24 protein-coding genes, 1 other RNA gene and 1 pseudogene are annotated in these 25,243 nt (G+C 49.4%); 10 read left to right on the forward strand and 16 right to left on the reverse strand.

The annotated features are described in order from the left end of the window. Positions 1–219 precede the first annotated feature (219 nt). Positions 220–750 (reverse strand): UPF0149 family protein, encoded by a 531-nt coding sequence (locus tag MEALZ_RS16095; protein ID WP_014149720.1) that lies wholly within the window; start codon positions 748–750, stop codon positions 220–222. A 510-nt stretch (positions 751–1,260) separates the two neighbouring features. Between MEALZ_RS16095 and MEALZ_RS16100 the strand changes: the two genes are divergently transcribed. From MEALZ_RS16100 to MEALZ_RS16110, 4 genes are all read left to right on the forward strand, one after another. After that, the gene (locus MEALZ_RS16100; RefSeq protein WP_014149721.1) at positions 1,261–1,488 is read left to right on the forward strand and encodes a TIGR02449 family protein; all 228 of its coding nucleotides are present in this window, start codon (positions 1,261–1,263) and stop codon (positions 1,486–1,488) included. Beyond that, complete coding sequence (locus MEALZ_RS16105; protein WP_014149722.1) at positions 1,485–1,793, forward strand: cell division protein ZapA; 309 nt, start codon at positions 1,485–1,487, stop codon at positions 1,791–1,793. The genes MEALZ_RS16100 and MEALZ_RS16105 overlap by 4 nt, the downstream gene beginning before the upstream one ends. Positions 1,794–1,805: 12 nt before the next feature. Then, a non-coding RNA gene (ssrS, locus tag MEALZ_RS21225) (6S RNA) lies at positions 1,806–1,986 on the forward strand. 25 nt (positions 1,987–2,011) lie between these two features. Beyond that, entirely contained in the window at positions 2,012–2,470 is a 459-nt protein-coding gene (locus tag MEALZ_RS16110) for an EVE domain-containing protein (RefSeq protein WP_046061213.1), read from the forward strand. A 679-nt stretch (positions 2,471–3,149) separates the two neighbouring features. On the opposite strand, the gene MEALZ_RS16115 is transcribed toward MEALZ_RS16110, so the two are convergent. Further along, positions 3,150–4,379 carry a pyrophosphate--fructose-6-phosphate 1-phosphotransferase gene (locus MEALZ_RS16115; protein ID WP_014149724.1) on the reverse strand — a complete coding sequence of 410 codons (1,230 nt, stop codon included), beginning with the start codon at positions 4,377–4,379 and terminating at the stop codon, positions 3,150–3,152. 719 nt (positions 4,380–5,098) lie between these two features. Between MEALZ_RS16115 and MEALZ_RS16120 the strand changes: the two genes are divergently transcribed. Next, positions 5,099–5,902 carry a spermine/spermidine synthase domain-containing protein gene (locus tag MEALZ_RS16120; RefSeq protein ID WP_014149725.1) on the forward strand — a complete coding sequence of 268 codons (804 nt, stop codon included), beginning with the start codon at positions 5,099–5,101 and terminating at the stop codon, positions 5,900–5,902. Further along, on the forward strand, positions 5,899–8,034 hold the full coding sequence (locus MEALZ_RS16125) for a YgiQ family radical SAM protein (protein WP_014149726.1): 2,136 nt from the start codon (positions 5,899–5,901) through the stop codon (positions 8,032–8,034). The genes MEALZ_RS16120 and MEALZ_RS16125 overlap by 4 nt, the downstream gene beginning before the upstream one ends. A 507-nt stretch (positions 8,035–8,541) precedes the next feature. Here MEALZ_RS16125 and MEALZ_RS16135 read toward each other — a convergent pair. Continuing rightward, complete coding sequence (locus MEALZ_RS16135) at positions 8,542–9,447, reverse strand: Rpn family recombination-promoting nuclease/putative transposase (protein WP_014149727.1); 906 nt, start codon at positions 9,445–9,447, stop codon at positions 8,542–8,544. A gap of 1,098 nt (positions 9,448–10,545) precedes the next feature. Here MEALZ_RS16135 and MEALZ_RS16140 point away from each other — a divergent pair. The 3 genes and pseudogenes from MEALZ_RS16140 (at position 10,546) to MEALZ_RS22825 (ending at position 11,266) form a co-directional block, all read left to right on the forward strand. After that, the gene (locus MEALZ_RS16140) at positions 10,546–10,749 is read left to right on the forward strand and encodes a type II toxin-antitoxin system HicB family antitoxin (RefSeq protein WP_014149728.1); all 204 of its coding nucleotides are present in this window, start codon (positions 10,546–10,548) and stop codon (positions 10,747–10,749) included. A 56-nt stretch (positions 10,750–10,805) separates the two neighbouring features. After that, positions 10,806–10,952: pseudogene (locus tag MEALZ_RS23980) on the forward strand (type II toxin-antitoxin system HicA family toxin); the annotation flags it as partial. Positions 10,953–11,110: 158 nt separating this feature from the next. Further along, positions 11,111–11,266: a hypothetical protein gene (locus MEALZ_RS22825; protein ID WP_162472982.1), complete on the forward strand. Its 156-nt coding sequence runs from the start codon at positions 11,111–11,113 to the stop codon at positions 11,264–11,266. On the opposite strand, the gene MEALZ_RS16155 is transcribed toward MEALZ_RS22825, so the two are convergent. From MEALZ_RS16155 to MEALZ_RS16195, 10 genes are all read right to left on the reverse strand, one after another. Continuing rightward, complete coding sequence (locus tag MEALZ_RS16155; RefSeq protein WP_014149729.1) at positions 11,263–12,669, reverse strand: DcaP family trimeric outer membrane transporter; 1,407 nt, start codon at positions 12,667–12,669, stop codon at positions 11,263–11,265. The genes MEALZ_RS22825 and MEALZ_RS16155 overlap by 4 nt on opposite strands. Before the next feature lie 17 nt (positions 12,670–12,686). Then, the gene (locus tag MEALZ_RS16160; RefSeq protein WP_014149730.1) at positions 12,687–13,175 is read right to left on the reverse strand and encodes a hypothetical protein; all 489 of its coding nucleotides are present in this window, start codon (positions 13,173–13,175) and stop codon (positions 12,687–12,689) included. A 93-nt stretch (positions 13,176–13,268) separates the two neighbouring features. Further along, positions 13,269–13,814, reverse strand: a complete 546-nt coding sequence (gene rimI, locus MEALZ_RS16165) for a ribosomal protein S18-alanine N-acetyltransferase (protein WP_014149731.1) — start codon at positions 13,812–13,814, stop codon at positions 13,269–13,271. 2 nt (positions 13,815–13,816) lie between these two features. Continuing rightward, positions 13,817–14,605 carry a uracil-DNA glycosylase gene (locus MEALZ_RS16170; protein WP_014149732.1) on the reverse strand — a complete coding sequence of 263 codons (789 nt, stop codon included), beginning with the start codon at positions 14,603–14,605 and terminating at the stop codon, positions 13,817–13,819. A gap of 74 nt (positions 14,606–14,679) precedes the next feature. Further along, complete coding sequence (locus tag MEALZ_RS16175) at positions 14,680–16,224, reverse strand: 2-isopropylmalate synthase (RefSeq protein WP_014149733.1); 1,545 nt, start codon at positions 16,222–16,224, stop codon at positions 14,680–14,682. A gap of 53 nt (positions 16,225–16,277) precedes the next feature. After that, positions 16,278–16,574: a hypothetical protein gene (locus MEALZ_RS22830; RefSeq protein WP_162472983.1), complete on the reverse strand. Its 297-nt coding sequence runs from the start codon at positions 16,572–16,574 to the stop codon at positions 16,278–16,280. 75 nt (positions 16,575–16,649) lie between these two features. Then, a complete protein-coding gene (gene pssA, locus MEALZ_RS16180) occupies positions 16,650–17,390 on the reverse strand; it encodes a CDP-diacylglycerol--serine O-phosphatidyltransferase (protein ID WP_014149734.1) in 741 nt (246 codons plus the stop codon). 1,197 nt (positions 17,391–18,587) lie between these two features. Beyond that, entirely contained in the window at positions 18,588–19,604 is a 1,017-nt protein-coding gene (gene ilvC, locus MEALZ_RS16185) for a ketol-acid reductoisomerase (RefSeq protein WP_014149735.1), read from the reverse strand. A 43-nt stretch (positions 19,605–19,647) separates the two neighbouring features. After that, on the reverse strand, positions 19,648–20,139 hold the full coding sequence (gene ilvN, locus MEALZ_RS16190) for an acetolactate synthase small subunit (protein ID WP_014149736.1): 492 nt from the start codon (positions 20,137–20,139) through the stop codon (positions 19,648–19,650). Further along, entirely contained in the window at positions 20,139–21,875 is a 1,737-nt protein-coding gene (locus MEALZ_RS16195) for an acetolactate synthase 3 large subunit (RefSeq protein ID WP_046061644.1), read from the reverse strand. Before MEALZ_RS16195 ends, ilvN begins: the two co-directional genes overlap by 1 nt. A gap of 582 nt (positions 21,876–22,457) precedes the next feature. Between MEALZ_RS16195 and MEALZ_RS16200 the strand changes: the two genes are divergently transcribed. Next, positions 22,458–23,312, forward strand: a complete 855-nt coding sequence (locus MEALZ_RS16200) for an isocitrate lyase/PEP mutase family protein (protein ID WP_014149738.1) — start codon at positions 22,458–22,460, stop codon at positions 23,310–23,312. On the opposite strand, the gene MEALZ_RS16205 is transcribed toward MEALZ_RS16200, so the two are convergent. The 3 genes from MEALZ_RS16205 to MEALZ_RS16215 form a co-directional block, all read right to left on the reverse strand. Beyond that, positions 23,309–24,106, reverse strand: a complete 798-nt coding sequence (locus tag MEALZ_RS16205) for a DUF2797 domain-containing protein (protein WP_046061645.1) — start codon at positions 24,104–24,106, stop codon at positions 23,309–23,311. The two genes, MEALZ_RS16200 and MEALZ_RS16205, sit on opposite strands and share 4 nt — an antisense overlap. Positions 24,107–24,475: 369 nt before the next feature. Then, on the reverse strand, positions 24,476–24,955 hold the full coding sequence (locus tag MEALZ_RS16210) for a molybdenum cofactor biosynthesis protein MoaE (RefSeq protein ID WP_014149740.1): 480 nt from the start codon (positions 24,953–24,955) through the stop codon (positions 24,476–24,478). Between the two features lie 6 nt (positions 24,956–24,961). Continuing rightward, a complete protein-coding gene (locus tag MEALZ_RS16215; protein ID WP_046061646.1) occupies positions 24,962–25,195 on the reverse strand; it encodes a MoaD/ThiS family protein in 234 nt (77 codons plus the stop codon). Between the last annotated feature and the right edge of the window lie 48 nt (positions 25,196–25,243).

Genomic DNA, 25,243 nt, shown 5'->3' on the forward strand with positions numbered 1-25,243 from the left:
AACCGCTCTTTCGATAAATAGCATCCGGGCCGGTTAACTGGATCGGATGCGTGTTTTATACCCATCGCAGATGAAAATTCGGTGCCGGGGTGTCCGTCAAAGGACGCCGTGAATACATCCCTGTAGGCTCTATGCCAGCTCCATGCTGGCAAAGCCTTTGCCGCACACCCCGGCGCCTCCTCAGGTGCTGCCGAAATTTGAAATGCGAAAGGTATATCTTTAATGAGTGGTACGGCTAATGGAACCGGATAATTCAGTACGTATTAACTGTACCGCAACTCGTAAGTATTCTTGAATTTCAGCAAAGGCTTCTTGGCCCTCTTCGCTATCATCATCGTCAGAGATGGCTTCCAGCTTGGTGATTTCGACAATATCCTTCACTATTTCGCCGACATCCCCAGTCCAATTTGAAGACGATTGACTAAATCCGATACCGAATAAAAAACCTTGGCACCAATCGCGCATCGCTTCAACGGCTTCGCTTAAGTTCTCCTCGTCGACATCCGGCAACATTAAATCGAAGGTATAATCGTCATCCGTCAATAACGATCTGGTTTGTTCGAACAAATCCCCTAACACAACATTTCCGCCAGATGCGGCGGATCCTTCTCCGAATAGCTCATCCAGCCAATTTGATTGACTGGCTCTTACATCAACACACAACATTCCGGTTGCAATGCCATGCGCTTCTGCTGCCGTCACCTCGGCACCCTGTTCCCGTAGCGTCTGATCGATTGTCTGATAAATCATTTTCTTGTTAAAAAATACGGATTCCAAAAAATTAACCGGCTTATGCTAACATTGATTGGACGAATGGATAATACTGAGAGAAAGTTATTTTTAGCAAACCGTCATTTTCAGTACAATTAGCCAAGTTGCACATTTTGTCTTCTTGAGTTTATTCGCACGGTAAATTCGGCTCCTTCGCCGCTAAGGATTTAGTCGTAAATAACTCCCCTATTTTACGGAGGGTTCGGTTGCTCGATTGGCAGGTGTCTGCGGCAGAAAAAGCCGCCGTCAAGCCTACAAGGACGTATTCACCCAGCACCTAAATTCCATAGCCCATTGGCTATGGTTAACTATTGTGGATAATTTAGGTGCTGGGTTCACGGCGTCCTGCCAAGCGAGTTACCGAATCCTTAACAAAGCACATAGCTCCAGGACGTTATTTATCACGAAATCCTAACCCCATTGAAAAAGGCAGGTGTATAAAAACCGAAATTAACCAAGCGATGACTACACTTTATCTACTTAAATATTATGCCAAAAGCTGAAAACGACCATTCACTCGAATTAAAAGACTTGGAAGAAAAGCTTGATCTTTTGATCGAACAATACAATGCGATCAAAAATGAAAACCATTTGCTCAAAGTTAAGCAAGCGGAACTTGTCAAGCAAAAAGCCAAGTTGCTTGAAAAAACCACATTAGCCAAAACCCGAGTCGAAGCGATGATCTCCCGTTTAAAATCCATGGAGCATGGCACATGAGCAGAACACCTTCCGCTGTCACACTTGAAATTCTCGGCAAGGAATACAAAATCGCTTGCGAACCCGAGGAGCAAGACGGACTGATAGAATCCGCACGGCAACTCGACAGAAAAATGCGCCAAATAAGGGACTCCGGCAAAGTCAGCGGTGCCGATCGCATTGCCGTCATGGCGGCGTTGAACATGGCTCACGAGCTCCATCTAGCTGAGTCCCGGAACCGCGAATTGGAATTACATTTGGCGGATAGCCTGATAAAAATGAGTAATAAAATAGAAAACGTTTTGGAAATTACAGAAACGCGTTAAAATGAAGTCCTGTATCTCCTGCAGCGTTCGAGGGTGGGCTGGGTGTTTCCTGAACCTATATTTACCCCGGGAACAAATGTTCGAACTTGGTGTGCATACCCGCTTTACGCGGGAAGCCTGAAAGGTCGTCTGCGTTCCCACTTGAACCATTGGTTCAAGGACGATAGCTCATTACGGCGCAGGTGGGAGATACTGCCCCTATTGCCTTTCCTATATCCATGAACTACTGGTTAATGAAATCCGAACCTAACGAGTTCGGTATCGACGATTTATTCAATAGACCCCATCAGACCGAACCCTGGGACGGCGTCAGAAACTACCAAGCCAGAAATATGATGCGCGATCAAATGAAGATCGGCGATTTGGCTTTCTTTTATCATTCCAACTGCGATATCCCCGGCATCGTCGGGATCATGAAAATTAGCCGAGAAGGCTACCCCGACCCTTTCGCATTCGACCCCGACGACAAACACTTCGACCCGAAAAGCTCGCCCGACAATCCGCGATGGTTCATGGTGGATGTTCAATACGTAAAAAAACTATCCCGCACGATCCCGTTACAAGAACTGAAACAATACTCCGAGCTGGAAGACTTCGCCCTAGTCAGACGCGGCAATCGCCTATCGATCATGCCGGTTTCGAAAACGCAATGGGATTTCATATTGGGGCTTGAATGAAACGATAGTGTTTGGGCTATGCTGGATTGTGAAGATGAGGCTCACGCAAAGACGCGAAGGGATAATGAATGATGAATGTGCTGCTATATCACTCTTTCGTAAAAGCAATAAACCTGTATGCCTAAAACTTATCACGCAAAATCAAGAATGGATGTTGAGGAAATATCTGCGATTGTGGTAGACACGGCCCTCAAATTGCATCGCGATCTTCACGCTCTTTCCCAAGCTCCAGCTTGGGAAAGACACACCGGAAGCTCCAGCTTCCTGTGACCGACACAACCTCCGCACATTCTCAATCAACCCCGACTCGCTCGTTCAATCCTTCTTGATTGTCGGGAAGCTAGAGCTTCCTAAACAGGTTACCCAAGCTGGAGCTTGGGTAACAGCATATTTTAGTTTTTGCGACTACGACTGGCCCCTGCTCGAACACTTGGCTTCGACAAGCTGAAGCATCTTGCTAATCAGGAGAGATAATGAATGATGAATGCGCTGCTATCACAGCCTGATTTACCAGCAAGCTTAACGTGTTATTTCAGACTCTTGTTTATTCTTTCCTTCGCGTTGCCGCTAAACGATCCGGTTTTGACTTTTTGCTTTCCTTAGCGTCTTCGCGCCTTCGCGTGAGGAAAAAAAATCACATAACAAGCCGGGCAACGACTGCCGCCCGGCCATACAGTTTTTAGTGGCTCACTTCGACTCGCGCGCCTTTGCTTTGCCCGATTCCGGCGAGCATTTGCACGAACCAAGGCGTGTCGATATCGAACGGTTTGCCGCCTTTGATGCGTGGGAACTCGATCGCACGCAAGACGTTGCCGTTGTCTTCGTCATGACCGATGACGCCGGACTCGCGGCGGAATGCGCATTCGACCGCCAAATCGGCGCAGGATTTGATCAAACGGATATCATCGACGTTCGATGCCGATGCCCGTGCGAAATATCCCGATTTTTGAATCAAGGTTTTTTCCGCGCCGATCATTTCGGCGAATTGCTCGCCGAACCATTTTCCCGGATTGACTGCATCGAGTTTGATGTGACCGAACGCATCGCGCGGAACTTCTTGGCCCTTAGCCTGCATTTCGGCGACGATCGCATCGACACCCGCGCCTTCCGAAACGAATATATTGACGCAATCGACTTTATCCATCACTTCGCGCAAGCGCTTCGCTTCGGCTGCCAGATCGATTTCCATTTCCGGCACAAAGACGCCGTGAACTTCGTATGCCGCGCGATCGAGACCGATTTCAGGCAGCCATTCGGAGCGATCCAACAATTTGCGGTATTCCATTGCGGTCGCAGCAGTCAGCCATCCGCAATTGCGGCCCATGACTTCATGAACGATGAGCATGCGCGGATTGGCATTATATTCGGCTACAACGTTCTGAAAGTACTGCGCGCCCTGCTCTGCCGCAGTCCAAGCACCTAAGGATTGTTTAATCGGGAATACGTCGTTGTCGATCGTTTTCGGCAAACCGATGACTGTCAATCCATAATCGTTTTTCGCCAAGAAGGCCGCCAAATCGGCTGCCGCGGTATTGGTATCGTCGCCGCCGATCGTATGCAGGACATCGACGCCGTCTTTGACTAATTGATCGGCCGCCACTTTTTGAGGGTCCTGACCTTCTTGAACCAACCCCCGCTTGATGCAATCTTTGACGTTGGTCAGTTTGACCCGGCTGTTGCCGATCGGCGAGCCGCCGAACTTATGAAGTAACGCGGCGTTTTCGCGGATTTTCGGGGTCACGGCGTAAGAATCGCCGAGTAGCAGGCCTTTGTAACCGCTACGGTAGCAGATGATCTCGATCGAAGGGTCGATTTCGGTGTAACGCTCGATGAGACTGCCGATGGCTGAACTAAGGCAAGGCGCTAAACCGCCCGCAGTGAGAATTGCGACTTTTTTTGGTTTGTTCATGAGATTTAAGCTTTGTGGTTATAAAGTTTGTGATTATAAAAACATTATGCAGTGTAAACGCGGAAAACACTTCCTCCGCTTTTTTAAACCCGGCTCATGCCGTTTGGGAATTTAAACGACGTAACGCTTAATTATAGAGTCTGAATCGGTCGGCGGTAAATTTTAGCATAATCGAATCAAATCGCTGCCGTCGATTTAAATCTCTAATACCCGAAAATTACCACGATAAAAGGGCCTATGAATACAGTAAAAAAGCTTCCTAAATGGTACTCCGGCTTTGCGTCACTTCCATTAAGTTAAACCGTCACAAAATACGTAATGCCGGCATTCAGGCTCGAATGTGCTTCAAAAGCCTGCCATCCATGGCACCACTGCCATTAAGTTAAGGATTTTTCCGTTCGCCCTGAGCCTGTCGAAGGGTGAATGGAAAAATCCTGGGTCGATAAGTTAAGCCGTCCATGGTTCGACAGACTCACCACGAACGGCTTAACTTAATGGCAGTGATCCATAGCACTGGATTTCGCCAGTCCATGGCGGAATGACGGGTTTCCCTTAACCTAATGGGAGTGCTGCTCTGCGTAGGAACGATGAAAAAATTACCACGATAAACGCGCCTATACTCCGATTTTTGAGACAGGCCGTCCAATTTCAGCGAAAATATAGGCAAATTCTTCCCTCCATTTATTAACCTGCCTCCATCTTTCGGATTATCCGACCCTATGCGTAAATACCAGGGACAATTAGTTCACCAAAGCTTCGATGAAGAAGGCGTCATCGAAATCGTCGAATCGGAAGGCGTTCGCGCCTTGCATTTCGGCTCGTCATCACGGCAAAGCAGTATGTTGCTGACCGACCCGGACCAATTGCATTCGCTGTATGCCCGCGCAATGATGGCCTGGCTGTTGTTTAAAGACGCCCCCGGCGATGTATTGATGATAGGCTTAGGAGGCGGGTCTTTGGCAAAGTTTTTACTGCAACGCTTCGAAGACTGTAAAATAAAGGTCGTAGAATACCGGCGCGGCGTCGTCAAAATCGCACGCAGTCATTTCGATTTACCGCTCGATTCGCGTCTGAAAATAAAAATCGGCGACGGCGGGCACTATATCCGCCAAAAGAGTCTAACGGCATCGGAAAGCTACGATTTATTGATGATCGATGCGTTCGATCACGAAGGCATGTCCGATTCGATCGGCGGCGAAGCGTTTTTCGACGGCTGCAAGACTTTGTTGAAGCCGGACGGCATGCTGATCATCAATTTATGGGGCACCGACAAAGCGCTGTTTCAGGATGTCGCTTGGCACTTAGGCCGGGTTTTCGACTGGCGTTTATTGTTTCTGCCGGTGCGCGGACGAGGCAATGTCATAGGCTTTGCTTTTAACGACCCAATGCCCTTGCCGACTCAAAAAGAACTACGAGGCCGTACGCAAGCCCTCGAGAACAATTACCATCTGGAATTTCCCGTTTTTTTACAAGATTTAAAGCGCAACAACCGTACTTTATTCAACCGGATTATCAAACCATGATTGCTCCCGCTATGCCTAGCGCACCGAATCTTTTCGGCTACCGCAAATACTGGGCGCACCGTTTCGGAACGGCGCCCGAATTACCGATGACTCGCGCTGAAATGGACGAACTCGGCTGGGATTCGTGCGACGTCATTCTAGTCACCGGCGACGCCTATATCGACCATCCGAGCTTCGGTATGGCGCTGATCGGCAGACTCCTTGAAGCACACGGTTTTCGTGTCGGTATTATTTCGCAGCCGGACTGGACTAGCGCGGAAGATTTTAAGCGCCTCGGCGCACCCAATCTTTTTTTCGGCGTGACCGGCGGCAACATGGATTCGATGGTCAACCGCTACACGTCGGACAAAAAGATCCGCTCTAACGATGCTTATACTGCGGGCGGCGAAGCCGGCAAACGACCTGATCGAGCGGTCAACGTGTATTCGCACCGCTGCCGCGAAGCTTTTAAACATGTTCCGATCGTCATCGGGGGGATCGAAGCGAGCCTACGCCGAATTTCGCATTACGATTATTGGTCGGACAAGGTCAAAAAATCGGTCTTGCTCGACTCGAAAGCCGACCTGTTGGTTTACGGCAATGCCGAACGGCAAGTCGTCGAGATCGCGCACCGGTTAGCAGGCGGCGAAGCCATCGCCGATTTGCAATTCATTCGCGGCACCGCGCATTTCGTCAAACAAATTCCCGAAGGTTGGCTCGAAAAAGACTCGACCGATGTCGACATTCCGGGCCATGTCGCGCCGCCCGCAAACCCTTATCAAGAAGAACCCGCCTGCGACAGCAAACCGGCCGGCAATGTGATCCGTTTCGAGCGGCGCATCGGCAACGACAAACGCGCGCAGACCGTCATTCGTCTGCCGGCCTATGAGGCCGTCAAGGACGATACGATTCTTTACGCCCACGCATCCCGAGTGATGCACGGCGAAACCAACCCGGGCAACGCGCGCGCGTTGATTCAACAGCACGGCAACCGATTACTCTGGGTCAATCCGCCGCCGATCCCGCTCAGCACGCAGGAAATGGACGGCGTGTTCGACCTCCCCTATTCGCGCCTGCCGCATAAACGTTACGGCGATGCGAACATTCCCGCGTTCGAGATGATTCAACACTCGGTCAATATCATGCGCGGCTGCTTCGGCGGTTGTACGTTCTGTTCGATCACCGAACACGAGGGGCGCATCATACAAAGCCGCTCCGAAGATTCGATCATCCGTGAGATCGAAGCGATCCGCGACACCTCGCCGAATTTCACCGGGCATATTTCCGACCTGGGCGGGCCAACCGCGAACATGTACCGACTGGCCTGCAAGGATCCGAAGATCGAAGCGGCCTGCCGCAAGCCGTCGTGCGTGTTTCCCGGCATTTGCGACAATCTGAATACCGACCATACTCCTCTGATCAAGTTGTACCGACGCGCCCGCGCGCTACCCGGCATCAAGAAAATCTTTATCGCATCGGGACTGCGCTACGATTTAGCCGTCGAGTCGCCGGAATACGTCAAGGAACTGGTCACGCACCATGTCGGCGGTTATCTAAAGATCGCACCGGAACACACAGAACAAGGTCCGTTGTCGCTTATGATGAAACCGGGCATCGGCACCTACGATCGTTTCAAGCAAATGTTCGATAAGTATTCGAAGGAAGCCGGCAAGGAGCAGTATCTGATCCCCTATTTCATCGCCGCGCATCCGGGCACGACCGACGAAGACATGCTGAATCTCGCACTCTGGCTCAAACGCAACGGTTTCCGGGCCGACCAGGTTCAAGCCTTTTTGCCGTCGCCGATGGCGATCGCGACCGCGATGTATCATTCCGGCAAGGACACGCTGCATAAGATCGGCCGCAAGGCACCGGATATTTCGATTCCGAAAAGCGTCAAGCAACGCCGTTTACATAAGGCTTTTTTACGCTATCACGATCCGAAAAACTGGCCGCTGCTGCGCGAAGCCTTGAAAAACATGGGGCGCGCCGACTTGATCGGCAACGGTAAAAAGCATTTGGTACCGACGTTTCAGCCGAAAGGCACCGTCGACTCCGCCCCCGCCAAGACGCAGCGATTTACAACCAAACATACCGGCTTCGGAAATAAACAACGCAAGCAACCGGGCCGGCGAGCCGCAAAGTCTCGTTAGAAGTTATACAAAGCCCTGAAATAAATCATGTCGAAGCCGCCTTGACTGCCGTTTTCGAGATCGCGGCGGTAGCGCATGTACACCCCTCGTAGATCAAAATTCGGCACCGGGGTTACCCGCCAAAGGACGCCGTGAATACGTCCCTGTAGGCTCTATGCCAGCTCCATGCTGGCAGAGCCTTTGTCGGACACCCAGGCGCCTCCTCTAGCACTGCCGAAATTTGAAGTGCGAAAGGTATATTCCAATCCGAACAAGGCGTCTTCGATCGGTATCCAATACAAATTGGGTCTTCTAAAAGCCGGTTTTAATAAATCTTTGCATGATCGGATGAGTAACCTAGCCCCCTGGGGTAATGAAATTATTCAATTGATGCGGATTGGCAACATACCCCGTCCCGCTCCACTGCCATTAAGTTAAGGATTTTTCCGTTCGCCCTGAGCTTGTCGAAGGGTGAATGGAAAAATCCTGGATCGATAAGTTAAGCCGTCCCGCTCAGGAAGTTGATTGTTATTCGTCATTTGATCTCCCTCTGGTAAGTTCTTGAATATCCTCTAGCGTTAAGTCCAGCAATTTAGCCACTTCCGCTTCCGGTATCCCATGACCGAGCATTTTCATTACCGATTCAGCTCTGGCTTTTTGATAACCGATTTGCTCACTCTCTTCTTTACCTTCCGCTCTACCCTCTTCTCTACCCTCTTCTCGCGCGGTATCGATGACATTTTTTAAATCGCGGTAGTATTTCAAGCTAGATTCATAGGCCTGGCGCTCTTCGGGCTCAAAACGGGCAATGCTGGCTTTTTCAAACAAACTCAAAAAGACTTTTTCGCGCAGGCGCGGCGGGATGTCGTCCAGTTCATGCAAATGGCGGAACAAAAAGAACCATTTGTCTTGCAGGGTGTCGAGTTGGTCTTCCGTTTTCCTGAAGTTGGGCAAGGTCAAGTAGATAAAGGTCAGCTTGTCGTAAAACACCTGATGATGCTGGTTTTTCAATTGCACACGATGGATGACTTCATCGCGCTGGGCATTGTCCTCATCATCAAACACAAAGTCCAGGATGCCGATGGTGTAGACCGCCGACAGCCTAAAATCCCAGTCGCCGCGTTGGGCTTGCTGTTGAATCGGGAAGGTGGCATAAAAGACGCTGCGGTCTTTGAAGAAGTTCTGTTTGGCTTTTTGCAGCTCGACAATAAAATATTCACCGGTCGCGCTGACGCAATTCAGGTCAAAGATGGCTTTGCGGTCCAGCGCCGTCGCGCCTTGGTACTCGTTATTACAAAACTGTAGTTCTTCAATCTGGTGCCGTTCCGGCAGCAAGGTATTCAAAAAGCTGATCAGATGTTCTTTACTTGCCTCTTCGCCAAAGGCTTTTTTAAAGCCGAAATCGGTGAATAGATTGATGTACTTTTCTTTCATGGGACAGGACAAGGTCAAGACAATACGTGACGCTCAGTTTAGCATGATTCATGCTGTGTCTTTTATTCCTGGAAAGTGTTTATAGTTTCCATATTTACGCCCTCGCCCTCCGGTTAGTGACTATCGCATTTCATTTGCATCTGATCCGTTTTATTTACCCGGTCCTGCTCAAAACCCAAGCGCCACGATACTACCATTAAGTTAAGGGGTACCCGTCATTCCGCCATGAACTGGCGCAGTCCAGTACCATGGCGGCAGGCTTTTTAAGCATATTCGAGCCGGAATTTCAGCATTACTTGGACTCTTTGGCGGCTTAATTGTTAATGGCAGTGAAGCGCCACGGGGGAAAATGCCAAGCCGTGCTTGACGGTAGGTATTCCCAAGTTTGAGCTAGAGAACGAGACAGAAGCCAAAGGGTGTCAAATGTACGGCTTGACCCCAAGCTTCATACCCCTTCCCGCTTGAGACCACAACCTTTTATGCTGTTACCCAAGCTCCAGCTTGGGTAACCTGTTCAGGAAACTCTAGCTTCCCGCCAATCAAGAAAGATCCTGATTAGCAAGATGCTTCAGCTTGCTGAAGCCAATTGTCCGAGCAGTGGCCGGTCGTAGCCACTTCTGCGGGACGGGTTATTTAACCCGTCCCCAACGTTTCGGTTTGCCCTAAACATTTCGGCTAACTTTGGCCAAAGTCAAAACGTTTAGGACGGGGTTGCAAACCCCGTCCTGCTAGGGATATGCTGGTTTTTGGGCTTTAGCTGAAGAAACTTGCTAATCAGGAGAAAGATTGAACGAGCGAGCGAGTCGGGGTTGATTGAGAATGTGCGGAGGTTGTGTCGGTCTCAGGAAGCTGGAGCTTCCTGTGTGTCTTTCCCAAGCTGGAGCTTGGGAAAGAGCGTGATGTGGGTTGGCCGTTTTTAGCTTGACGCGCATGGCTTACGAACACCGTCCTGCTAGGGATATGCTGATCTTTGGGCTTTAGCTGAAGAAACTTGCTAATCAGGACTTGGATTGAAACGTTTGGAACGAAGCACATACCCCGTCCCGCTCAAGAAGTTTTAAGATGTGCCCGTTCCCAATAAGCAATAAGGAGCCAGACATGAAATTAAAAGTAATTATTCATCCTGCGGAAGAAGGTGGTTTTTGGGCAGAAGTACCTGCAATTCAAGGGTGCGCCTTACAAGGCGATACTTTTGAAGAACTACTCTCAAATTTATATGAGGCCGTGGAAGGCTGCCTTTCTGTTGACTTGGAACAAATTGAAATCTCCAAGAATGACAGGGTGCTGGAGCTTGCCGTGTGAAAGCAATCTCCGGCAAACAATTTGCCAAGATTCTGTAAAATCAAGGGCGGCATTGTGTTCGGGTAAACGGTAGCCACCATGTGTACATGAATCCCGGTAATCCCGCCCGTATTTCGTTACCTATACATGGCAATGAAGATTTGAAAATCGGTTTGCTTAAGCATTTTATGAAAGTTGCAGGAATTACAGAAAATGAACTGTGAAACCACGTCTAATTAAAAGAACGTTAGGTTTTACCTTCATGTTGGTTTCAAACGTATGGGACGAGGTAAACTCTTGCTTGAGAATGTCTACCGTCAAGCTCCGCTTGGCGAACGATAAGCAGAGCTTAAAGGTAAGCATTCCCAAGAAGAACTTGGGAATGAGACACGGTAAAAAACACTTGATACCGACGTTCCAGCCGAAAGGCACCGTCGACACCGCACCCGCTAAGACGCAGCGATTTAAAACCAAACATACCGGCTTCGGAAATAAACAACGCAAGCAACCGGGCCGGCGAGCCGCAAAGTCTCGTTAGAAGTTATACAAAGCCCTGAAATAAATCATGTCGAAACCGCCTTGACTGCCGTTTTCGAGATCGCGGCGGTAGCGCATGTACTCCAATCCGAACAGAACCTCTTCTATCGGCATCCAAAACAAATTGGCTTGCCATGACCCGACCCGCTTATTGGCGGTACCGGTCGTTCCCGGATTATTATCGGTCGCTGCCATCGAATACAGTAAGGTAGACCGCCATTCCGGACTCCACCAATGCCGGTAAGCCGCATAAGCGCCCCAACTCGTCTGCAGATCGATTTCGCCCCGTGTATTAATAGTCCCATCGCTAAAGGTATTGGCGGCCACATAACGACCCAAGCCGTTACCGTAAACGTAACCCAAACGGATATCGTCCTTATCCCAGGTTTTAATCAGTGCCGAACCGCTGGTCGACCAACTCAGCTTAGAATCGGTATTGTCGAGCTGCAAGCCATTGCTCAAGGTCGTTTTATCCTGCCGGATATCGCGCATCATTACCGCCATCGTCGCCGAACCCCAGTCGGCTTGATGCCGGATACGCCCGACCAAATCCGGCCAGCGATCGTCGGAAGGCAGCACTTGCCTGCCCCAAGGGTCGGTCAGCGTGGTTTCGGGATTTTCCACCGATACATCGTAGGAAAGCCAATCGCCATCCCAGCTCCAGCGAATCTGAGGCTGGCGAATGAAGCCCATGATGGTCGGGTCGACGATGACGTCCGCGGTCTCGTTCAATTGAAACGCGGACCAAGTCTGTCCGACCGTCAAACCGTTTAATTGAAAATAGGCATGGCGCAAACGAATCTGATGCGAATTTGTCAGAATCTCGTTTCCCGGCGTTCCGGCGAAGTCTGTTTCAACCAAGGCACGGAGCATGCCGAAACGAGTGGGCGTTCGGCTTTTAATCCAGAGCCGGGTCTCGCGGACATGACTGTTAAATTGGCCGTTCTTTCCGGAACCATCGAGCGGTGCATCATAAGTTCTACGCAATGGGGTATCGGGCCACATTTGAAAAGCATCCAATGTCAAACGTCCGCCGACCGTCAATACCGTATCCAAGGCTTTCAGCTCCAACAAGCCATTGCCCTCTTGCGTCGTTTTTTCTCCGGCAACATCGACGACACCGGTCGCCAAGGTTTCCGTTGCACTTTCGATTGACATTGAATCGGCTGATTCGACAGGTCCTTCAGATGGAACCGGAGCTTGTTGCCGGGCTTCTAGCTTGGCTTCCAAATATTCCAGGCGTTTCATAATTTCAGAGGCTTGCTGCCGCAATTGGCGAATTTCCTCTTGCGGGTCGAGCTCTTCCGCGCCTTCCGAACTCAATGCATGGATTGTCAGCGCACCGAAAAACCAGGCGCGAGCTAAAAATCCCGAACGCTTGGCCTGTAAAACTCCATGCCGCATCTACCTATTTCCTTCACTCAATGAATTTGAAAACGGCTGTGGCATTCGTTGCAAGTCTCTGCGACTCGATCGAGCGAGGCATTCAATTCTCTAATACGGTACGCTTTCGCCAAACGCCGAATGTCCTCGGCTTGCTCGCCCAATCGGACAGCCAACATTGAAAAAACCGCTTTTTCGTCATCATTGAGCTCAAGATAATTGTCCTTGCCGGGCAAGTCTTGTATGTAGCGGCTCACGCTTTTGATTCTGTCAGCCATTTGCAAAGCTTGCCGCCGCCGCTCGTCTTCGACCTCTAAGGCATTGAGTTTTTGATCGTAAACCTCATGACTCATCGAACGCATCAAATTGCGCAAGCAATCTCTCGCTGCCATCACCGCACACGGATCATCGAATTGACCATGAATACCAGCACCGGATTGCCCGGTTTGGCAAGCAGATAGCACTATCAATAACTGGACACACACGAAAGTCACTAAACGTTGGAGTCTATTTCGTTCGATGCCCATCTCAGCCTCTTCTACAAAGCAGAACTCGGTTATTCAATCAACGAATCCAAAGGAATCGACGATTATTGTTTAGGAACCGGCATTGAAGCAGCGTCAATAAAACAACTCCAAAGCCAGCATTAATGCGTCTTCCCGCCCTTCTTGAGCAGGGTAATAATCTTTACGGATACCGATTTCGTTAAATCCGGTTTTTTCATACAATGCAATGGCGCCGGAATTGGAAGGGCGAACTTCCAAAAAAATGGTTTCGGTTTTGTACCATCTGGCAACCTCGATCAGATGCGTCAACATTTTACGGCCGATACCTTGCCCCTGCTCTTCCGATGCAACTGAAATATTCAAAATATGCGCTTCGCCAACCGCGATAGAAACAATGCTATAGCCCAATATTCTATCGACATCTTCACAGACCCAACAACTGTAGCCGGCTTTGAAGCAGTCTTTAAAAACGCCTTCGCTCCATGGAAAATCGTAGTTAGTATTTTCTATCGCCAAGACGGCGCTTAAGTCTTTGCCGGTCATGCGCCGCATCCTTAACAAGTCATCCCTAGTTACTGAGTCCGGAAAGATTTTTGCGTAGAACTCACGATCGGCATCATAGACGACAATATCTTTAAATCGTTGTAATAACTCCCGCATGCTCAACCTTTAATCTCGTCAAATGTAGCTATGGCCAGTTTTAGATCTTGCCAGGCTTTGCGCTTTTCTAGCGGCGACCTTAACAAATCAGCGGGATGATATACCACAATTAGCGGAATGCCGTCCAATGAATGTACCGTGCCTCTGAGCTGGCCTATGTTTTTATCAGTTTTTAGCAAATTTTGTGCGGAAACGCGCCCGACCGCCAGAATAATTTTCGGCTTTAGCCAAGCAATTTGACGATGTAAATAGTCGCGACATGCTTCGACTTCGGTCGTTAAAGGATCACGGTTATTCGGCGGCCTGCATTTTAGAATATTGGTGATAAAAACGTCATCGCGCTTTAAACCAATGGCTCTTAGCATTTCGGTTAGCAATTGACCTGCCCTTCCGACAAACGGTTCATCTTGTCGATCCTCGCTTTCTCCCGGCGCTTCGCCGACGACCATCCACCCAGAGCTTGCCGAACCGCTGCCGAACACGGTTTGCGTTCGGCTCTCGCATAATGAACATTGCCTGCATGCCGCCACTTCATTCTGCAAATCCGTCCACGTTGTTTTGGAATCGGACAATTTCGGCTGCGCTTCGACTTCAGGAACAAGGGGGAGGTCAGGCGCAACCGGTGTCGCTGTTTTTTGAACATCACCGAGTAGAGCGGATGCGGCCGTTTGCGGCGCCGCGAAATCACTTACCCCGGAGTTTATTCGATCACCAGCCGGTGCTTGACGGGAAACCCAAACATCGATCCCGATCGCTTTTAGGTAATGAAGTCGAATCTCAGTATCCAACATCGTTTGGAGTGTGCTCGGCGCACTGTCGTATTGAGTATAATTCGGAAGTGCGCGAGCGTATAGGAAAAGGAAGCTTAAACATCGCCTTTTTGCGGATGCCGGCGCTGATTAGGCGCTTGCAATTTATTGACCGCATTGATATAGGCTTTCGCTGAAGCGATGACGATGTCGGTATCGGCACCCAAGCCATTGACGATGCGCCCTGCCTTATCGAGGCGTATCGTAACTTCCCCTTGCGAATCGGTGCCGTTGGTAATATTGTTGACCGAATACAATTCCAAAATGGCGTGTGTATTGACTAGACTTTCAATCGCTTTCAGACTGGCGTCGACCGCACCGCTACCGTTCGAACTGCCTGTCATTTCTTGATTATCGATGCGTAAAGTAACCCGCGCCGTCGGCACTTCTCCGGTTTCGGAGCAAACACTCAATGCGATCAATTTGATGTATTCATCTTCGGCGCTGACACTGACTTCGGAAATCAGCGCCTGCAAATCTTCGTCGAAAATTTCGTGTTTTTTATCGGCTAATTGCTTGAAACGAAAAAATGCCTCGTTCAATTCTGCTTCCGAGGTGAACTCGAAACCGAGTTCGGTCATACGGGTCTTGAAAGCATTGCGGCCGGAATGTTTACCCAACACCATGCGGTTAGCGGCCCAACCGACATCTTCGGCGCGCATGATTTCATAAGTCTCGCGGCTTTTCAGCACGCCGTCCTGATGAATGCCGGATTCATGCGCGAAGGCATTGGCTCCGACGATCGCTTTGTTCGGCTGCACAGGGAAACCGGTTATCGTCGAGATCAAACGCGAACAAGTCATGATTTCTGTCGTATCGAGCGTCGTGTCGCACGGAAAAACATCTTGGCGCGTTCTTACCGCCATCACGACCTCTTCCAACGCGGCGTTGCCGGCACGCTCGCCGAGTCCGTTGATCGTGCATTCGACCTGGCGTGCGCCGTTCATCACCGCGGCTAAAGAATTAGCAACAGCTAAGCCCAAATCGTTGTGACAATGCACCGAGAAAATCGCTTTATCGGAATTCGGTATCCGTTGAATCAAGTTACCGATTGTCGCGCCGAATTGATGAGGAACACTGTAACCGACCGTATCGGGTATGTTCAGCGTCGTCGCACCGGCATCGATGACCGCCTCCAATATCCGGCACAAAAAATCTTCTTCGGAGCGCCCCGCATCCTCGGGCGAAAATTCGACGTTATCGGTATATTGCAGTGCGCGTTTCACAGCTTTAACGGCCAACTCGATCACTTGTTCCGGCTGCATCTGCAATTTCATTTGCATATGAATCGGCGAGGTTGCAATAAAGGTATGAATGCGCGAGCTTTCAGCGGCTTTCAGAGCCATACCCGCTTTATCGATGTCTTTTTCCAATGCCCGCGCTAAACCGCAAACGGTGCTGTTTTTGACCGCTTTCGCAACCGCTTCGACCGCTTCGAAATCGCCCGGACTCGCGGCAGGAAACCCTGCTTCGATTACATCGACCTTCATTCTTTCCAGCGCTTTTGCAATTCGGACTTTTTCATCGCGCGTCATCGACGCCCCCGGACTCTGCTCGCCATCACGCAAAGTCGTATCAAAAATAATTAATTTGTCTTTCATGAGAACTCCGTTCATCAAGAAATTTGATGTTAAGAAAACTGAATTAGTAAGGATTATGTATTACGGGGGAGGAGAATAAAGTATGTGCCCGCTAGGGCAGCAGCAGAAAAAGAAGAGTCGGTTTGAACGGCGCCGAAAAAGCAGCACCGAAAACGGTGCTTGTCGAATTGCTGGCGGTAATAGAGAAGTGAAATTTCATGAGTTGGACTATACGCGATTGTGTTTTTTGCCTCAAGAAATTTGTTAAGGATCGAGCATGAAATAACTTCGACACTTCTGGAAGGGGGGTCGGTGGCTCGATTGACAGGTGTCGGCGGCAGGGCAGATTTTTGCTCCTGCAAAATCTGCATTCATGCCATCCTTGGCAATCAGTCACCGAATCGCCGCAAAGCCTATTACTTGTAGCAGTTATTTTGCGCATATTCCTAAGTCTTTCTATGAAGTCTGCGGCGACGCATGACCAAGGTAAAAACCGGTCCGGAAATCGCATACCCTAAAGACAACAAAAACAACATGGTTTGCGGCTGCGCCATCACAAATGCAACTCCCAACATCACGGCAATCGCGACGACAAACGGCACCTTACCCTTCCAATCTATCCCTTTGAAACTGAAATAACGAAAATTACTAACCATCAGTAAGCCGGTTGCGATCGTCAAAACTAAGGCGGCATATTTTAGCGTATCGATATCGTAATCGTATTCGATCGAAATCCAGATAAAGCCGGCCAATATCGCGGCGGCGGCGGGACTTGGCAAACCTTGGAAATAGCGTTTGTCGTCGGTTTCGACTTGCGCATTGAAACGTGCCAATCTCAATGCGCCGCCGGCCATGTGCACGAATGCCGCAAACAGGCCTAGCTTACCCAAGCTGGAAAAAGCCCAGAGGTACATTACCAAGGCCGGAGCCGCTCCGAACGAGATCATATCGGACAAGCTATCGTATTCGACGCCGAATTTGCTTTGCGTATTCGTCAAACGCGCTACGCGCCCGTCGAGTCCATCCAAAATCATGGCGGCAAAAATCGCCACGGCTGCGGTTTCGTATCGCCCGCCCATTGCCGATGTAATCGCGTAAAAACCGGCAAACAACGCGCCTGTCGTAAACAGATTGGGTAATAAATAAATACCGCGACGGCGGGGCGTGGAAGATTTTTCAAGCGTCATAATTTTTCATCTACTGTTGCAACATTTGCAATAAAACAATGCCGCAGATTATACAATGAGCCGAAAAAGTACTCATGAATTAATAGCGACTTGGAAAACGGACCCGGAGGCGAATCAATCGTGCTACGTAACTGCTAAACGCATACTTTGATGCATATTTCGTTTAGGATTCGGTATAAATAACGTCCCTATTTATCCTTCTCACGCTCTGCGTGGGAACGCCTAAGTACCGCTCCAGCGGTACGAGACGCTAGAGCGTCTCGGTCTTCATTCCCACGTTGAAGCGCTCGTCGTTATACATAAGTCGTAAATACCCCATCTTAGCTAATGCGACTTCGATACCATTTATTGTTACCTAACGTACCCGACTTCGAAATCGCGATCAGAGGATCGCTCCCACAGAGCATCCGGCCCCCTTGTGGGAGCGACGCCTTCGTCGCGACTATCGAAGCCACTGACGTTTAATATCCGCAATCTTATCAAACAACACAGCCGCGTAGGGTACGCTGTGCGTACCATGGTAACCCCGCGATAGTCATATGCCAACCGAACCGCCAGGACACGGCTTTGGTACGCGCAGCGTACCCTACAATTTATGTATAACGGCGAGCGCTGAAGCGTGGGAATGATAGGGGGATGTGAATAATTACTACTATGATGCCTATTTCGTTTATACCCGTTGTAGATCAAAATTCGGTGCCTGGGTGTCCGCCAAAGGACGCCGTGAACCCAGCACCTAAATTCCATAGGTCTTTGGCAATGATTCAAAATCATGGCTTAATTTAGGTGCTGGGTAAATACGTCCATGTAGGCTCTATGCCAGCTCCATGCTGGCAAAGCCTTTGTGAGCGCCATGGATGGCGCGAATGTCGATTTTGCATACGCCACGGATGGCGTGTATTAGGGCAATGCAGGGCAGAAAAATGCTCCTGCATTTTCTGCATTCATTACATCCATGTAACTCAGCAATTGCCGAGGAGCGAAAATCGACCGGACACCCAGGCGCCTCCTCTGACACTGTCGAAATTTGAAGTGCGAAAGGCATAACGTCAAAGTCATTTAAGGGACAAACATTAAATAAGTACGCTACTGGACAAAAGAGCGCGTCAGTTACACGAAAACATGGCCCCGCGAAGTCTAAAAAAATGCGAGTGCGACATTTTTGCCGCTCTCGCATACCTCGCAAACGCTATCCGATTAGTTTTTCGACTTATCGACGATTTTGTTGGCACTAATCCATGGCATCATGCTGCGCAGTTTTTCACCGACGATTTCGATCGGATGCTCGGCATTTAGGCGACGTCTTGCCGTCATTTCCGGATAACCGGTCATGCCTTCCATGATGAATCTTTTCGCGTATTCGCCTTTTTGAATGTTTTCCAACGCCTCGCGCATGGCGTAACGACTTTCTTCGTTGATGACTTTAGGACCGGTCACGTATTCACCGTATTCGGCATTGTTAGAAATCGAATAGTTCATGTTCGCGATACCGCCTTCGTACATCAGGTCGACGATCAATTTCAATTCGTGCAAACACTCGAAGTATGCCATTTCCGGCTCGTATCCGGCTTCAACCAGTGTCTCGAACCCGGCTTTGACTAACTCAACCGCACCACCGCACAATACGGCTTGCTCGCCGAACAAATCGGTTTCGGTTTCATCACGGAACGTCGTTTCGATGATGCCGGAACGACCGCCGCCGATGGCCGAAGCGTAAGACAAACAAATACTCTTTGCGGTACCGGAGGCATCCTGTTGAATCGCGATTAAATCGGGAATACCGCCGCCGCGGACGAATTCGGAACGCACAGTATGGCCTGGAGCTTTCGGAGCGATCATAATCACATCGAGGTCGGCACGCGGGACGATTTGGTTATACAAAATCGAAAAGCCGTGCGCGAACGCCAATGCTGCGCCTTGTTTCAAATTCGGTTCGATTTCCGCTTTGTATAATTGCGCTTGGAATTCATCCGGCGTCAGGATCATCACGACATCGGCGCTCGACACTGCTTCAGGAACCGGTTTAACCGTCAAGCCTGAAGCTTCGGCCTTGGCTACCGAGGGAGAACCCGCGCGCAGACCTACGACGACATCGACACCCGAGTCTTTTAAATTGTTGGCATGCGCATGACCTTGAGAACCATAGCCGATGATCGCTACTTTTTTACTTTTGATGATTGAAAGATCGGCGTCTTTATCGTAATAAACTTGCATGTATTTTCTCGTTTTGTTTTATGAATAATGTTTGCTTTGAATTCTAGAGATGCAGTCCTTTTTCGCCCCGGCATATTCCGGTAGCGCCCGATCGGACTACTTCGATGATAGCCGTTTCATCGATGGACTTGACGAAGGCATCCAGCTTATCCGATGTTCCGGTCATTTCGATCACGAAAGTCATCGGTGTTACATCGATTATTCGGCCGCGAAAAATATCGGCGATACGTTTGATTTCGGCGCGCGAAGCTTCGCTGGTTTTGACTTTGACCATCATCAATTCGCGTTCGATATGCGCCGATTCCGCCAAATCGATTAGCTTTACGACATCGACCAACTTATTGAGCTGCTTTGTGATTTGCTCGATGATATCATCATTGCCTCGCGTAACCAGAGTCATGCGCGACAGACTCGAGTCTTCGGTCGGCGCAACGGTCAACGATTCGATGTTGTAGCCGCGCGCCGAAAAAAGCCCGGCGACTCTCGATAATGCACCGGCTTCGTTTTCAATTAAAATTGAGATTATATGCCTCATTATGCCAACTCCCTGTCCGTCGGTGTACCTGGGGCAACCCGCAATTTCATATCGTGATGTCCCTTACCGGACTCTATCATTGGATACACGTTTTCTGTACGGTCGGTAATGATGTCCATAAATACGGTTCTATCTTTCATCGCGAACGCCTCTTCCAGAGCGGAACGCAAATCGGCCTTGTTCTCGACAAGCATGCCTACATGACCGTAAGCCTCGGCCAGTTTGACGAAGTCGGGCAAGGTATCCATATACGAATTCGAATAGCGGCTTTCATAGGAGAACTCCTGCCATTGCCGCACCATACCCATGTAGCGATTATTCAAATTAATGATCTTGACCGGCGTTTTATACTGCAGCGCAGTCGACAGCTCTTGTATGCACATTTGAATACTGGCTTCACCGGTCACGCAAGCGACATCCGCTTCCGGAAACGCCAATTTAACGCCGATCGCAGCCGGTAATCCGAAGCCCATCGTACCCAATCCGCCCGAATTGATCCAGCGACGAGGCTTATCGAAATGATAGTACTGGGCTGCATACATTTGGTGCTGACCGACATCCGAAGTAATGTAAGCATCGCCTTTCGTTACTTCGTAAAGCTGCTCGATAACATATTGCGGCTTGATCAACGGACTTTCACGGTCATATTCCAAGCATTGCACCGAACGCCATTTGTCGATTTGCTCCCACCATGCCGCCAAGGCTTTTTTGGATGGCTGCTTTTTGCTCTCTTTGATCTGCTCGATCATTTGCGTCAGAACGGGTTTGACTTGTCCAACGATCGGTATATCGACTTTGACGGTTTTCGATATCGATGCCGGATCTACGTCGATATGAATAATTTTGGCGTAAGGACAAAATTCAGCCAATTTGCCGGTGACCCGGTCATCGAAACGTGCGCCGACGGCAAGAATCACATCGCTTTCATGCATGCCCATATTCGCCTCATAGGTGCCATGCATACCCAACATCCCGATGAATTGCTTATCGGTGGCAGGATAGGCACCTAAGCCCATTAACGTATTGGTAATCGGGTAACCCAGCGTTCGAGTCAATTCGATCAATTCCCGACTTGCTTCGCCGAGGATCACTCCGCCACCCGAATAAATCATCGGACGCTGAGCGGACAAGAGCAGCTCGACAGCTTTCTTGATCTGGCCTTTATGCCCTTCGATAGCCGGGTTGTAAGAACGCATAATGACTTTACGCGGATACTTATAAGGCACTTTGATATTAGGGTCGGTAATGTCTTTCGGCACATCGACGACAACAGGACCGGGACGCCCGGTCGATGCGACATAAAAGGCTTTTTTTATGGTTTCGGCTAGCTTAGTGACGTCTTTGACCAAAAAATTGTGCTTGACGCACGGACGACTAATTCCCACCATGTCGACTTCTTGAAACGCATCGCTACCGATGACCGGCGACGGCACCTGCCCTGAAATTACCACCATTGGAATCGAATCCATGTAAGCGGTCGCAATACCGGTTACCGCGTTTGTAGCCCCCGGACCGGAAGTCACTAAAACGACGCCTGCTTTTCCGGTCGCTCGCGCGTAGGCATCAGCGGCATGAGTGGCGCCTTGTTCATGGCGCACCAGAATATGCTTAACGTCGTCTTGTTGAAAAATAGCGTCGTAGATATGCAGCACTGCTCCGCCGGGATAGCCGAATATATACTCCACTCCTTCGTCTTTGAGACTTTGAACCAAAATTTGTGCGCCGTTTAGCTCCACACTATTACCCTCTGCATTAACTATCAGGTGATCAATAAAACCCATTCGTGACTGAATCGCTTGGTTTTATTTTAAAAAAAGGTTAGATAAACTACTGGTTTTGCACTTGTTCGTCAAGACAAATCAAGACTTTGATGACATGAGCAGCATCGCTAAACATGACATAATCAATGGGTTATAAAGCGCGTAATTCATGGATCGAATTCAACAGCACATAACCCATAACATTGAGTACCTACCGGTATTGCTCACACCCCGCTCCACCAGCACTACCGAAACCGACTTACTATACCCGTAGATCAAAATTCGGCACCGGGGTGTCCCGCCAAAGGACCCAGCCCCTAAATTAGTAAGACTATTAACCATGACCGATGGGCTATGGAATTTAGGGGCTGGGTGAATACATCCCTGTAGGCTCTATGCCAGCTCCATGCTGGCAAAGCCTTTGCGAGCGCCATGGATGGCGTGAATGTCGATTTTGCAGGAGCAAAAATCGACCTAGCACCCCGGTGCCTTCTCAGGCACTGCCGAAATTTGAAGTGTGAAAGGTATAAAACTCTCTGTCCAATTTAAATAAAGCCAATGAACGCCGCCGAAAAATTACGTCTGTTACTCGCCCGCCCCGGAATTATCGTGATGCCGGGCTGTCATGATGCATTATCTGCAAAACTATGCGAAAAAGCCGGCTTCAGCACGGCTTTTATGAGCGGTTTTGCGGTTTCGGCCGACCGCCTCGGCCTGCCGGATACGGGCCTGATTACTTATGCCGAATTGCTCGATCAGGGGCGTAATATTTGCAATGCCGTGTCGATTCCTATCTGGGGCGACGGCGATACCGGTTTCGGAAACGCGCTCAACATCAAGAGAACCGTACAAGGTTATGCTCAAGCCGGTTTTGCCTGCATCATGCTGGAAGATCAAATCGCTCCCAAACGCTGCGGACATACCCGAGGTAAATCGGTTGTCGGGCGCGACGAAGCCGCGATGCGGATACAAGCGGCCGTCGACGCCCGTAACGAAGGCGCCGATATATTGATCATGGCACGAACCGACGCCCGAGCCACTCATGACTTGGACGAAGCGATCCTGCGCGCAAATCTGTTTCACGAAATCGGTGCCGACATCAATTTTCTGGAAGCACCGGAAAGCGAACAAGAAATGCTCCGTTATTGTACCGAAGTACCGGGATATAAAGTCGCTAATTTGATCGAAAGCGGCAAAACACCGTTACTGCCCCACGAGCAACTCGAAGCGATGGGCTATAAAATTGCCGTTTATCCATTGACGCTGCTCAATGCTTCAATTGTCGCGATGCAAAACGCGCTACATGGACTCAAAACCGGCCAAAACACACCGAAAACACTGAGCTTCAAGGAATTGACCGAAATCGTCGGTTTCGAGGACTACTACCGTGAAGAAAAGCGTTATCGCTTTTAGCCTGCCTGAAATTCGATCTGATAACCTGAAAATTTTCGAACATTGATGACGCCGGTATCGAATAACAAATATTGACCTTTTATCCCTTCCAAAACCCCTCCGACCTCGGCTTGCTTATCGAAATTAAAAGATTTTACTTTAGCCGGATAACGCTGGACAGGATAAACGATATCGACCGACTCGGCATTCGGTAGATATTCGATCGCACTATCGCCAAAGCGCACGGTAATATCAGCCAACTCTTCCCGACACAATGCCAAAAGCTCATCGCGCTTAGCGCATAAATCAGCCGGCGTTGTATTGTTTTTGAGCATTTGCTGCCAACTGGTTTTATCGCTGACATATCGTCCAATTGCGACTTCGACCAATCCTGACACATAGCGCGAGGCCACTTTCATAATTGGCAATGCCTGTATAGCGCCTTGATCGATCCACCGTGTCGGAATCTGCGTTTGCCGTGTAATTCCGACTTTAATACCGGAAGCATTGGCCAAATAAACATAATGCGGCTGAAAACAAAATGTTTCACCCCACTCCGGTTCGCGGCAGGTACCTTGATGATAGTGACATTTTTCCGGCTTTAAAATACACATATCGCATTGCGCGAGCGACGCGAAACAAGGATAACAATAACCTTGGCTAAAACTTTTTTTGGTGTCCCGCCCGCAATGAACGCAAGCAATCTTACCGGTAAAGCGCATCGTTACCGAGCGACCGATAAACTGATTCAGATCTATGCCATCCTCGCCTAAAGCTAATCGATAATTAACCGACTCGCCTAACTCCGCTTGCATTTTCGTTAAAAAACCTAACACTAATTATTCCCCCGACATTTGAGTCGCTTCAAATAGAGCTGATAACTTCGCGCGGAGCGGGTTATTTAACCCGCTCAAAACGTTTCGATTTGCTTTAGCCTCGCTCAACACATTTATACCCATCGCACTTCAAATTTCGGCATTGACGCATGGAGGCGCCGGGGTGTTCGGCAAAGGCTTTGACAGCATGGAGCCGGCATAGAGCCTACAGGGATGTATTCACCCAGCCCCTAAATTCCATAGCCCATCGGTCATGGTTAATAGTCTTACTAATTTAGGGGCTGGGTCCTTTGACGGACACCCCGGCGCCGAAATTTGACCAGCAAAGGGTATAAAACCTCGCCCTTCTCAATCCAAAAACGTCGATATATCTTTTTTTGGAGAACGCAAATAACCATCGGTATTATTCTCAACCCAGCGTTCGTCGCCATTTTGCAGTCGCTCTTTTTTCCAGAACGGCGCTTTATTTTTTAGCGCCTCCATGATCTGACGACCCGCGTCGAAAGCATCGCCCCGATGCGAAGCCCAAACCGCGACCAACACAATCGGTTCATTCGGTTTAATCTCGCCAACTCGATGCACGACTAAGGCATCCAGCAAATGCCAATCGCATATCGCTTGCTTTACGATATCATCCAATTGCTTTTCGGTCATGCCCGGATAGTGCTCTAAAACCATACCGGTTACCGAATCGCCCTCGTTAAAATCCCGCATCGTCCCAACGAACACGTTAGTCGCTCCAAACTTACCCGTCCAATGCTTCGCCGAATCTTGGTACACTACAACCTCATGCCACGGATCGAATAAATCGGCACTAATTTTGATCATATCGTCTCAGCCTCCCGTAACCGGCGGAAAAAAAGCCACTTCATCGCCGTTTTGAACCGAATGCTCAATACCGACATATTCCATGTTTACCGCGGCCAATATATTGTCCGGCATCGACCGGTTAGCATTGGCCATCGCCCAAATTTCCGCTACCGTCACTTTACCGCTCACATCAACCAGATCACCGGAGCGGCCGACACTGTCCTTCAAACTGGCAAAATAACGAACTTTAACTGACATAATCATTCACGCTACACTGAAAAGATAAGATAATGAAGGCACATAACC

Source organism: Methylotuvimicrobium alcaliphilum 20Z (genome assembly GCF_000968535.2).
GTDB classification, from domain to species: Bacteria; Pseudomonadota; Gammaproteobacteria; order Methylococcales; family Methylomonadaceae; genus Methylotuvimicrobium; species Methylotuvimicrobium alcaliphilum.

Excerpts from the sequence above, each read along its gene's own strand:
- MEALZ_RS16095 (WP_014149720.1), bottom strand. The coding sequence starts at position 750 with ATGATTTATCAGACAATCGATCAGACGCTACGGGAACAGGGTGCCGAG.
- MEALZ_RS16100 (WP_014149721.1), top strand. The coding sequence starts at position 1,261 with ATGCCAAAAGCTGAAAACGACCATTCACTCGAATTAAAAGACTTGGAA.
- MEALZ_RS16105 (WP_014149722.1), top strand. The coding sequence starts at position 1,485 with ATGAGCAGAACACCTTCCGCTGTCACACTTGAAATTCTCGGCAAGGAA.
- MEALZ_RS16110 (WP_046061213.1), top strand. The coding sequence starts at position 2,012 with ATGAACTACTGGTTAATGAAATCCGAACCTAACGAGTTCGGTATCGAC.
- MEALZ_RS16115 (WP_014149724.1), bottom strand. The coding sequence starts at position 4,379 with ATGAACAAACCAAAAAAAGTCGCAATTCTCACTGCGGGCGGTTTAGCG.
- MEALZ_RS16120 (WP_014149725.1), top strand. The coding sequence starts at position 5,099 with ATGCGTAAATACCAGGGACAATTAGTTCACCAAAGCTTCGATGAAGAA.
- MEALZ_RS16125 (WP_014149726.1), top strand. The coding sequence starts at position 5,899 with ATGATTGCTCCCGCTATGCCTAGCGCACCGAATCTTTTCGGCTACCGC.
- MEALZ_RS16135 (WP_014149727.1), bottom strand. The coding sequence starts at position 9,447 with ATGAAAGAAAAGTACATCAATCTATTCACCGATTTCGGCTTTAAAAAA.
- MEALZ_RS16140 (WP_014149728.1), top strand. The coding sequence starts at position 10,546 with ATGAAATTAAAAGTAATTATTCATCCTGCGGAAGAAGGTGGTTTTTGG.
- MEALZ_RS22825 (WP_162472982.1), top strand. The coding sequence starts at position 11,111 with ATGAGACACGGTAAAAAACACTTGATACCGACGTTCCAGCCGAAAGGC.
- MEALZ_RS16155 (WP_014149729.1), bottom strand. The coding sequence starts at position 12,669 with ATGCGGCATGGAGTTTTACAGGCCAAGCGTTCGGGATTTTTAGCTCGC.
- MEALZ_RS16160 (WP_014149730.1), bottom strand. The coding sequence starts at position 13,175 with ATGGGCATCGAACGAAATAGACTCCAACGTTTAGTGACTTTCGTGTGT.
- rimI (WP_014149731.1), bottom strand. The coding sequence starts at position 13,814 with ATGCGGGAGTTATTACAACGATTTAAAGATATTGTCGTCTATGATGCC.
- MEALZ_RS16170 (WP_014149732.1), bottom strand. The coding sequence starts at position 14,605 with ATGTTGGATACTGAGATTCGACTTCATTACCTAAAAGCGATCGGGATC.
- MEALZ_RS16175 (WP_014149733.1), bottom strand. The coding sequence starts at position 16,224 with ATGAAAGACAAATTAATTATTTTTGATACGACTTTGCGTGATGGCGAG.
- MEALZ_RS22830 (WP_162472983.1), bottom strand. The coding sequence starts at position 16,574 with ATGCAGATTTTGCAGGAGCAAAAATCTGCCCTGCCGCCGACACCTGTC.
- pssA (WP_014149734.1), bottom strand. The coding sequence starts at position 17,390 with ATGACGCTTGAAAAATCTTCCACGCCCCGCCGTCGCGGTATTTATTTA.
- ilvC (WP_014149735.1), bottom strand. The coding sequence starts at position 19,604 with ATGCAAGTTTATTACGATAAAGACGCCGATCTTTCAATCATCAAAAGT.
- ilvN (WP_014149736.1), bottom strand. The coding sequence starts at position 20,139 with ATGAGGCATATAATCTCAATTTTAATTGAAAACGAAGCCGGTGCATTA.
- MEALZ_RS16200 (WP_014149738.1), top strand. The coding sequence starts at position 22,458 with ATGAACGCCGCCGAAAAATTACGTCTGTTACTCGCCCGCCCCGGAATT.
- MEALZ_RS16205 (WP_046061645.1), bottom strand. The coding sequence starts at position 24,106 with ATGCAAGCGGAGTTAGGCGAGTCGGTTAATTATCGATTAGCTTTAGGC.
- MEALZ_RS16210 (WP_014149740.1), bottom strand. The coding sequence starts at position 24,955 with ATGATCAAAATTAGTGCCGATTTATTCGATCCGTGGCATGAGGTTGTA.
- MEALZ_RS16215 (WP_046061646.1), bottom strand. The coding sequence starts at position 25,195 with ATGTCAGTTAAAGTTCGTTATTTTGCCAGTTTGAAGGACAGTGTCGGC.